The sequence below is a fragment of the Azospirillum sp. genome (assembly GCF_050789165.1).
This window is the reverse complement of sequence record NZ_JBOZRT010000100.1, coordinates 79,751-89,047: the sequence shown is the minus strand read 5'-3', so window position 1 is coordinate 89,047 and position 9,297 is coordinate 79,751. Positions and strand designations below refer to the sequence as shown.

Annotated in this window: 9 protein-coding genes; 4 read left to right on the top strand and 5 right to left on the bottom strand. The window is 70.6% G+C overall.

The genetic code is table 11. From position 1 onward, the window contains the following. Positions 1–123: 123 nt before the first annotated feature. The 3 genes from ACRWK7_RS22760 to ACRWK7_RS22750 all read right to left on the bottom strand — a co-directional run bounded on the left by ACRWK7_RS22760 (position 124) and on the right by ACRWK7_RS22750 (position 2,727). Positions 124–1,074 carry an aldo/keto reductase gene (locus ACRWK7_RS22760; RefSeq protein ID WP_431858592.1) on the bottom strand — a complete coding sequence of 317 codons (951 nt, stop codon included), beginning with the start codon at positions 1,072–1,074 and terminating at the stop codon, positions 124–126. Between the two features lie 90 nt (positions 1,075–1,164). Further along, positions 1,165–2,121, bottom strand: a complete 957-nt coding sequence (gene mbfA / locus ACRWK7_RS22755) for an iron exporter MbfA (RefSeq protein WP_431858591.1) — start codon at positions 2,119–2,121, stop codon at positions 1,165–1,167. Positions 2,122–2,157: 36 nt separating this feature from the next. Continuing rightward, positions 2,158–2,727: an NADPH-dependent FMN reductase gene (locus ACRWK7_RS22750; RefSeq protein WP_431858590.1), complete on the bottom strand. Its 570-nt coding sequence runs from the start codon at positions 2,725–2,727 to the stop codon at positions 2,158–2,160. A 203-nt stretch (positions 2,728–2,930) separates the two neighbouring features. On the opposite strand from ACRWK7_RS22750, the gene ACRWK7_RS22745 reads away from it, so the two are divergent. Together ACRWK7_RS22745 and ACRWK7_RS22740 are read left to right on the top strand one after the other, a co-directional pair. Then, a complete protein-coding gene (locus tag ACRWK7_RS22745; protein ID WP_431858589.1) occupies positions 2,931–3,455 on the top strand; it encodes an SRPBCC family protein in 525 nt (174 codons plus the stop codon). A 1-nt stretch (position 3,456) separates the two neighbouring features. Then, entirely contained in the window at positions 3,457–4,395 is a 939-nt protein-coding gene (locus ACRWK7_RS22740) for a cytochrome D1 domain-containing protein (RefSeq protein WP_431858588.1), read from the top strand. On the opposite strand, the gene ACRWK7_RS22735 is transcribed toward ACRWK7_RS22740, so the two are convergent. Next, positions 4,379–4,993, bottom strand: coding sequence for a class I SAM-dependent methyltransferase (locus tag ACRWK7_RS22735; protein WP_431858587.1), 615 nt, complete (start codon positions 4,991–4,993; stop codon positions 4,379–4,381). The genes ACRWK7_RS22740 and ACRWK7_RS22735 overlap by 17 nt on opposite strands. Before the next feature lie 302 nt (positions 4,994–5,295). On the opposite strand from ACRWK7_RS22735, the gene ACRWK7_RS22730 reads away from it, so the two are divergent. Then, positions 5,296–6,036 carry a beta-ketoacyl-ACP reductase gene (locus ACRWK7_RS22730; protein WP_431858586.1) on the top strand — a complete coding sequence of 247 codons (741 nt, stop codon included), beginning with the start codon at positions 5,296–5,298 and terminating at the stop codon, positions 6,034–6,036. 75 nt (positions 6,037–6,111) lie between these two features. Here the strand turns inward: ACRWK7_RS22730 and ACRWK7_RS22725 are convergent, their stop codons facing one another. Then, entirely contained in the window at positions 6,112–6,594 is a 483-nt protein-coding gene (locus ACRWK7_RS22725) for an Lrp/AsnC family transcriptional regulator (protein WP_431858585.1), read from the bottom strand. Between the two features lie 136 nt (positions 6,595–6,730). On the opposite strand from ACRWK7_RS22725, the gene ACRWK7_RS22720 reads away from it, so the two are divergent. Then, positions 6,731–9,139: a transketolase-like TK C-terminal-containing protein gene (locus ACRWK7_RS22720; RefSeq protein ID WP_431858584.1), complete on the top strand. Its 2,409-nt coding sequence runs from the start codon at positions 6,731–6,733 to the stop codon at positions 9,137–9,139. Positions 9,140–9,297: the final 158 nt, after the last annotated feature.

The window sequence follows — 9,297 nt, the reverse complement described above, 5'->3', positions numbered from 1 at the left end:
GCCGCCCGGCGGTCCGGGGCGGGTGGCCACCCGCCCCGGACCGATCCGTCGCACTCACTTTACTCGATCATCAACATACAAGGGATGGGGAGGGGGCCCAGCGCAAGCACTCCCCCAGCCCCCCTACACGCTCGCCGCGTCCAACCGCCCGACGTCCTCCGCGTCCAGCCGCAGGCGCGCCGCCGCGATCAGATCGTCGAGCTGCTCAAGCGTCGTGGCGCTGGCGATCGGCGCCGTCAGGCCCGGCCGCGCCATCAGCCACGCCAGCGCCACCTGCGCCGACGCCGCCTTGTGCCGCGCCGCCACCGCGTCGAGCGCCGCCAGGATCGCCTGCCCGCGCGGGTTCAGGTATTTGGCGACCACCCCCTGGCCACGCGCGCTCTTGCCGGCGTCGGCCGCCGAGCGGTACTTGCCGCTGAGGAAGCCGCTGGCCAGCGAGAAGTAGGAGATCACGCCCAGCCCGTGCTCCCGGCACACCCCTTCCAGCTCGGCCTCGTAACCGGCGCGGTCGTAGAGGTTGTATTCGGGTTGCAGCGTCTCGTAGCGCGGCAGGCCCTCGCGGGCGCTGACCGCCAGCGCCTCGCGCAGCCGCGGGGCCGCGATGTTGGAGGCGCCGATGGCCCGCACCTTGCCGGCGGCGATCAGGTCCTGGAAGGCGCCCAGCGTGTCCTCGAACGGCACGGTGTGGTCGTCCACGTGCGCCTGATAGAGGTCGATGCGGTCGGTCTGCAGGCGGCGCAGCGACGCCTCCACCGCCGTGCGGATGTGGGCGGGGGACAGGCCCTTGCGGTCCGGCGCCAGCTCCCAGCCGACCTTGGTGGCGATCACCACGCGATCGCGGGTGCCGCGCGCCTTCAGCCAGGAGCCGATGATCGCCTCCGACTCGCCGCCCTGGTTGCCGGGCACCCAGGCGGAGTAGACATCCGCCGTGTCGATGAGATTGAACCCGGCCTCGACGAAGGCGTCGAGCAGCCGGTGCGAGGTCGCTTCATCGGCCGTCCAGCCGAACACGTTGCCGCCGAATCCGAGCGGGGCAACCGTCAGGCCGGACCGGCCGAGCGGGCGCTGTTCCATGGCGTGGGGTCTCCTTTGCGAGGTATCGGTTTCGGTCCCCTTCAAGCCCCTCTCCCGCGAGGGGAGAGGGGCCTCAAGAGTGTCAATCGGTCACGAACTGCCGATGGCGATGCCGGCGCCGAACACCAGCAGGCCGCCGACCACCACCTGGAAGGCGGCGGCGAGCAGCGGCGTGTCCATGTAGCGGTTGCGGATCCAGGCGATGACCGCCAGCTCCAGCAGCACCACGCCGGCCGCCACCGCCGTCGCTGTCCAGAAGTCGCGGATCAGGTAGGGCAGGGCGTGCCCCAGGCCGCCCACCGCGGTCATCATCCCGCACACCACGCCGCGCAGCCACGGGCTGCCGCGCCCGGTCAGCGAGCCGTCGTCGGACAGCGCCTCGGCGAAGCCCATGCTGATGCCGGCGCCGACCGCCGAGGCGACGCCGACCAGGAAGGTCTCCCAGGTGTCGTGGGTGGCGAAGGCGGCGGCGAACAGCGGCGCCAGCGTCGACACCGAGCCGTCCATCAGGCCCGCCAGCCCCGGCTGCACGAACTGCAGGACGAACAGCCGCCGCTCCGCCTCGCCCTCCTTCTGGATGGCCTGCGGGGTGATGCGGGCCTCCAGCCGCTCGGCCGCCGCCTGGTGCTTGCGCTCCTCGGCGGCGAGGTCGCCAAGGAGCTGGCGCACCGCCGCGTCCTGCGAGCGCTGCGCGGCGCGGGCGTAGAAGCGCTTGGTCTCCGCCTCCATCAGCTCGGCCTGGGCGCGCACCATGTCGAGGCCGAGCGGGCGCGACAGCCACACCGGCTTGCGCTCCACGAAGCCCTTCACGTCCTGCCGGCGGATCAGCGGGATGTGGTCGCCGAAACGCGAGCGGTACAGGTCGAGCAGGCGGTGCCGGTGCCCGCTTTCCTCCGCCGCCATGGCGCGGAACATGGCCGCGGTGTCGGGATAGCTCTCGTGCAGGGCGGCGGCGAAGTCGTCGTAGATGCGCTCGTCCTCCTCCTCCAGCGAGATGGCCAGCGCCAGCAGATCCCGCTCGGTCAGGTCGGAGAAGTTGAGGCTCATGGCGTACCTCGCGTCCGTGGTGCCCGAGCGCCGAGTCTACACCGCGCCGGCCGCGCGCAGCATGCGGATTTCGGCCAACAGGTCGTCGATGGCGGCCAGGGCGAAGCTGAGCACCGCCGGGTCGGTCAGGCGGCCGTCCTTGATCTTCTCGTGCACGGAGGCGATCACCACCTGCGGCCGGGCGATGACGCGGCCCAGCATGCCGGCCAGCGTCTCGCGCATCTCGTGCTGGGCGCGCACGCCGCCGGTGAAGGCCGGCGAGGCGGTCATGATGAGGATCGGCTTGCCCCTCACCGGCGCCTGCATGGCCGGCCGCGACGCCCAGTCGAGCGCGTTCTTCAGCACCCCGGACATGCCGTAATTGTACTCCGGCGAGATGACCACCAGCCCGTCCGCCGCCGCGATCGCCTTGCGCAGGGCGACGGCGGAGTCCGGCGTGTTCTCGGCGTCCAGGTCGGGATCGTAGGGCGGGATGTCGTGCAGCGGGAAAAGGTCGAGCGACGCCTTGCCGCCCAGGCCTTCGCCCAGCGTCTGCAGCACCGTCGTGCAGTAGGAGTTGCGGCGGATGCTGCCGGAAATTCCGAGGAGGCGGACGGGTTCGGTCATGGCGGGACTCCTGCGCGTGGATGCGGGGCTGTTGGCCCGGCAACCGCCGGCCGGCGGTTTCGGCACGCGGCGCGGTGTCCTTATGCCGTTCGGAAGCCGGGGCGGGGCGGGCCCCGGCTTGTCCGTAAGTTGAATTGTCCGCTCTCCACGCCGATGCACAATGGCAGGGCTTCGGGCAGGGCTTCGGGCAGGGAGGGTGAGCGATGGTCCACCGGGTGTTGCTGGCGGTGCTTCTGGTGTTCACGGCGTCCGTGGCCGACGCGCACGGTCCGACGCGGCAGAAGGTCACCAGGACCGTCGCGCTGGCTGCGCCCCCGGCCGCCGTGTGGGCCCTGGTGAAGGACTTCGGCAACATGGGCTGGCACCCCGCCGTCGCGAAGACGGCGGCGGAGGGCGGCAACGCCGTCGGCGCCACGCGCACGCTGGAACTGCAGGGCGGCGGCGCCATCAAGGAGGTGCTGGAGAAGTACCAGGACGACGCGATGACCTATTCCTACCGCATCACCGACGTCAGCATCGACGTGCTGCCGGTGGCCAACTACACCTCGACCATCACCGTGAAGCCCGAGGGCGACGGCTCCGTGGTGGAGTGGCGCGGCGCCTTCTACCGCGGCTACATGAACAACGACCCGCCGGAGAAGTACAACGACGCGGCGGCGGTGAAGGCGGTTTCGGCGGTGTACGAGGGCGGCCTCGCCAACCTCAAGACGTTGGCCGAGACGAAGTAGCGTGCGCGCCGCGGCGCCTCTGCTCCTGCTGCTGGCCGCCGCCCCGGCGGCGGCGCAGACGGCGTGGGTCACCAACCAGTCTGACGGGACGGTGTCGGTGCTGGACACGGCGCGCCAGGCCGTCGTCGCCACGCTGCCGGCGGGCAGCCGGCCGGCCGGCGTCGCCGCCGCGGCGGACGGCCGGCACGCGTTCGTCACCAGCCCCGACGACCGGCGCGTCTATCGGATCGGCGCGTCGGACGGCGCCGTGCTCGACCGCGCCGTCGGCGATTCGCCGCTGGGCATCGACGTGGACCCCGGGAGCGGGCGCGTCTACGTCGCCGACTGGTACGGCCGGCGCCTGTTCGTGCTGGATCCGGACAGCCTCGACACGCTGGCCGTGGTGCCGGTGGGCGCGACGCCGGCCGGCGTGACGGTGGCGCCGCGCCGTGGCCTCGTGCTGGTGGCGCAACGCGACGAGGACTCCGTCGCCCTGGTCGACGCCGCCGCCAACCGCGTCGCCGCGTCGGTCGCCGTGGGCGCCCATCCCTTCGGCATCGGCGTCGATCCGGCCGAGGCGCTGGCCTACGTCGCGAACGTGATGAGCGACGACGTCTCGGTGATCGACCTCGACGCCCGGCGCGAGGTGGCGCGGGTGCCGGTCGGCAGGACGCCCTACGCCGTCGCCGTGACGGCGGACGGGCGGCGCGCGTTCGTCACCAACCAGCACGACGGCACCGTCTCGGTCATCGACACCGCGCGGCGCGCCGTGACCGCCACCATCCCGGTCGGCGAGTACCCGGAGGGCGTCGCCGTGCACCCCGACGGCCGCCGGGTGTTCGTCGCCAACTGGTTCAGCAACGAAGTGTGCGTCATCGACGCCGACAGCCTCCAGGTCACCGCCCGCATCCCCACCGGCGACGGCAGCCGCGCCTTCGGCCGCTTCATCGCGCCGCGGTGACCGCGCGCGCCAGCCAGATCGTGTGGCCGCCGCAGGCCGGATCCTCCACGGCGTGCGCGACGACCGCGAACCCGTGCGCGTCGAGCAGGGCGCGGTACTCGGCCGCGTCCAGGCTCGCGTGGTACAGGGGCTCGCCCCGGTAGGCGCCGATCGCCACGCCGTGCGCCGGCCCGCTGGTGAACATCAGCGCCGCACCGGGCGCCGCATGCCGCTGGAAGACCGGAAACATCCGGCGCTGGTCGTCGGGGCACAGGTGAAAGAAGCTGTCCCACGCCAGGATGCCGTGGAACGGCTCGCCCAGCGCCAGCCCCCGCATGTCGGCGGCGATCCAGCGCTGCTCCGGGAACCGGTTCCGGCAGAGGCCGAGCAGGGTCGGCGAGGAATCGACGCCCGTCACCCGAAAGCCTTCGCCGACGATGTGGCGGGCCAGCGGCTCGCCGGAGCCGCAGCCGAGGTCGAGCACCCGCCCGCCCGCCGGAACCATGGACAGGAACCGGTCGAGCCACGGCTTCTCGAACAGGCTGCGGCCCCGGTCCGCGTCCCAGTGGCGGGCGTTCCGCTCGTACAGGTCGATGATTCGCTCGGCGTCGTCGGTCATGCCGTCAGGATGACCGGGGGGGCACGCGGCGGCAAGGGCGGTCGGGCCCGCCGCATTGTTGCATCGCAATGAAAACGTGTTCGGCTCTAACGAAGCATTAACTTCTCGCATATGCAATATGACGTTCGTGGATCGAACCTCGGCCTCGGGTGCATCACCCGCACGGCGGAGCGCATCCATGCGAAGGGCGGAAAAAACGGTGCGCGGCAACGCTCTCCTGACACACCCACCTTCTTCGTCTTGAGCACAACTTAGAGTCGCTCAAATAGCGATTTTGACATAGCATAAATGGAGAAATGGTAATGTCTCAGAAGATCGCGCTCGTCACCGGGGCCATGGGCGGCCTCGGCACCGCCATCTGCCAGGCGCTGGCCAAGGACGGCTTCATCGTCGCCGCCAACTGCCTGCCCAACTACGAGCCGGCCGCGGTGTGGCTGGGCCAGCAGGAAGCCGCCGGCTTCAAGTTCTTCATGGCCGAAGGCGACGTGTCCGATTTCGAGAGCTGCAAGGCGATGGTCGCGCTGGTCGAAGACCGGCTCGGGCCGGTCGATGTGCTGGTGAACAACGCCGGCATCACCCGCGACAAGTTCTTCCCGAAGATGGAAAAGGCGCAGTGGGACGCGGTGATCTCCACCAACCTCAGCAGCCTGTTCAACGTCACCCAGCAGGTGTCGGCGAAGATGGCTGAGCGCGGCTGGGGCCGCATCATCAACATCTCGTCGGTGAACGGCGTGAAGGGCCAGGCCGGCCAGACGAACTACTCGGCCGCCAAGGCCGGCGTCATCGGCTTCACCAAGGCGCTGGCCGCCGAACTGGCGACCAAGGGCGTCACCGTCAACGCGATCGCGCCCGGCTACATCGGCACCGAGATGGTCATGGCGATCCGCGAGGACATCCGTCAGGGCATCATCGACACCGTCCCGATGAAGCGCCTGGGCAAGCCGGAGGAGATCGGCGGCGCCGTGTCGTACCTCGCCTCCGAGCTGGCGGGCTACATCACCGGCACGACGCTGAACATCAACGGCGGCCTGCACTACCAGTAAGCCGCCGCGCGGTTGATCCGGGTGTGACGAACGCCCGCCTTCCCGGTCTTTCCTCGCCGGGAAGGCGGGCGTTTCTCATTCCGCCAGATGGCCCAGCGGCAGCGCCGTGCGGTAGCGCACCTGCTTGAGCGCGAAGCTGGAGCGGATGCTTGCCACGCCGGGGATGCGGGTCAGGTGCTCCTTCAGGAAGCGCTCGTAGCTCGCCAGGTCCGGCACCACCACCCGCAACAGGTAATCGGCATCGCCGGTCATCAGGTAGCACTCCAGCACCTCCGGCCGGTTCATCACCGCGTTCTCGAAGGCATCGATGCGCTCCTCGACCTGCCGTTCCAGGCTGACGCTGATGAAGACGTTGACCGGCAGGTCGACCGAGGCCGGATCGACCAGCGCGACGTAGCCGGTGATCACCCCGGCGTCCTCCAGCGCCTTCACCCGGCGCAGGCACGGCGACGGCGACAGGCCGACGCGCTCGGCCAGTTCGTTGTTCGGCTGGCGGCTGTCCTGCTGGAGCAGCGCCAGGATCCTGCGGTCGACGCGGTCGAGTTTGGCTTTTGGCATCCGATGCCGCTTTCCCGGAAAATTCGCAATCGGATGCTAAACCACGGACGTTTCCGGCACCACTTCGCAAGCACCTGCCCCGTCACAGATGATAGGCTGGACCAATCATCCACGGCCTTCCGCGAAAGGGTGTCCCATGGCCACGACCGTCCCGCACCACGCCGACCTCGCCTGTCTGCAGGAGCTGGAGCGCAAGGTCCTCTGGCTCGCCTCCTGGACCATCCACCACGCCAACCACGTCCGCCCCAACGTCGATGGGCTGAAGATCGGCGGGCATCAGGCGTCGTCCGCCTCGCTGGCGGCGATCATGACGGCGCTCTACTTCTCCGCCCTGCGGCCGGAGGACCGGGTCGCGGTGAAGCCGCACGCCAGCCCGATCTTCCACGCCATCCAGTACCTGCTGGGCAACCAGACGCGCGAGAAGCTGGAGAACTTCCGCGGCTACAAGGGCGCGCAGTCCTACCCCTCGCGCACCAAGGACATCGACGACGTGGACTTCTCCACCGGCTCGGTCGGGCTGGGCGTGGCGCAGACGCTGTTCGCCTCGCTGGTGCAGGATTACCTGAAGGCCAAGGGGCTGGCGAAGGACCTGCCGGAGGGCCGCATGGTGTCGCTGGTCGGCGACGCCGAGATGGACGAGGGCAACATCTTCGAGGCCCTGCTGGAGGGCTGGAAGCACGGCCTGCGCAACACGTGGTGGATCGTCGACTACAACCGCCAGAGCCTCGACGCGGTGATCCGCGAGGGCCTGTGGGAGCGGTTCGAGAACATCTTCCGCGCCTTCGGCTGGGACGTGGTGATCCTGAAATACGGCACCCTGATGCGGGAGGCCTTCCAGGAGCCCGGCGGCGAGCGGCTGCGCGACTGGATCGACCGCTGCCCGAACCAGCTCTACTCGGCGCTGACCTACCAGGGCGGCGCGGCGTGGCGGAAGCGGCTGATGGACGAGCTGGGCGACCAGGGGCCGGTGTCGGCGCTGATCGGGCGGCGCAGCGACGCCGAGCTGGCGCGGCTGATGGGCAACCTGGGCGGGCACGACCTGCCGTCGCTGCTCGACGCCTTCGCGCAGGCGCGCACGCACGACCGGCCGGTCTGCTTCATCTGCTACACCATCAAGGGCGCCGGCCTGCCGCTGGCCGGGCACAAGGACAACCACGCCGGGCTGATGACGCCCGCGCAGATGGAGGCGTTCCAAGCCGCCAACGCTGTCCGCCCCGGCCACGAGTGGGACCGGTTCGAGGGCGCCACCCTGCCGGCGGCGACGCTGGAGGCGTTCCTCAAGCGCGTGCCCTTCGCCGCCAAGGGGCGCCGCCGCTACACCGCACCCGCCGTAGCGGTGCCGGCGGCGCTGCCCGCGCCGACGCAGAAGAGCGTCTCCACCCAGGCCGCCTTCGGCCTGATCCTGAACGAGCTGGGCCGCGAGCGCTCGGACTTCGCCGACCGCATCGTGACCACGGCGCCGGACGTCACCGTCTCCACCAACCTCGGCGCCTGGGTGAACCGGCGCGGCCTGTTCGCCAAGGCGGAGATGGCCGACCTGTTCAAGAAGGAGCGCATCCCCTCCACCTACAGCTGGGAGTTCTCGCCGAAGGGCCAGCACCTGGAGCTGGGCATCGCCGAATCGAACCTGTTCATCCTGCTGTCGGCGCTCGGCCTGTCGCATTCGGTGTTCGGGGAACGGCTGCTGCCCATCGGCACCGTCTACGACCCGTTCATCATGCGGGGTGCCGACCAGCTCAATTACGCCTGCTATCAGGACGCGCGGTTCATGCTCGTCGCGACGCCGTCCGGCGTGACGCTGGCGCCGGAGGGCGGCGCGCACCAGTCCATCGCCACGCCCCTGGTCGGCATGGCGCAGGACGGGCTTGCCTATTTCGAGCCGGCCTTCGCCGACGAGCTGGCCGTGGTCATGCGCTGGGCCTTCGACTACATGCAGCGGGACGGGGAGGGCGCGCCCAGCGAGCAGACCTGGCTGCGCGACGAGACCGGCGGCTCGGTCTACCTGCGCCTGTCGTCGCGCACGCTGGAGCAGCCGTCCCGCACCCTCGACGCGGACCTCGAGCGCGACGTCGTGCTCGGCGCCTACTGGCTGCGGCGGCCGGGGCCGAACGCCCAGGTGGTCATCGCCTACACCGGCGCGGTGGCGCCGGAGGCCATCGAGGCGGTGGGCCTGATCGGCGAGGACCGGCGCGACGTCGGCCTGCTGGCCGTCACCTCCGCCGACCGGCTGCACGCGGCGTGGAGCGCCGCGCAGCGCGCCCGCGAGCGCGGCCTGACCCACGCGCGCTCGCACGTCGAGCGGCTGCTGGGCGGCCTGCCGCCGCACTGCGCGCTGGTGACGGTGGTGGACGGCCATCCGGCGACGCTGGGCTGGCTCGGCTCGGTCGAGGGACACCGGACGCGGGCGCTCGGCGTGGAGCATTTCGGGCAGACCGGCACCATCGCCGACCTGTACCGCCATTACGGCATCGACGCGCAGGGCATCGCGCGGGCCGCCGAGGCGCTGTCGCCCGGCCGGCCGGTGCGGCACCTGCGGGCGGTGTAGGGACAGGACGACTTGGCGCCATACGGGGGTATGCATTCTTGCATTGTGACAATGGCTGAATTGCTCAACCAGGACTCGACATCCCGAACCCGGCGGCCGTAGCGTGGCCGGAGGCAGTGACAGGGTTCCGGTGTTCTTTGATGTGCGATGCGATCTGC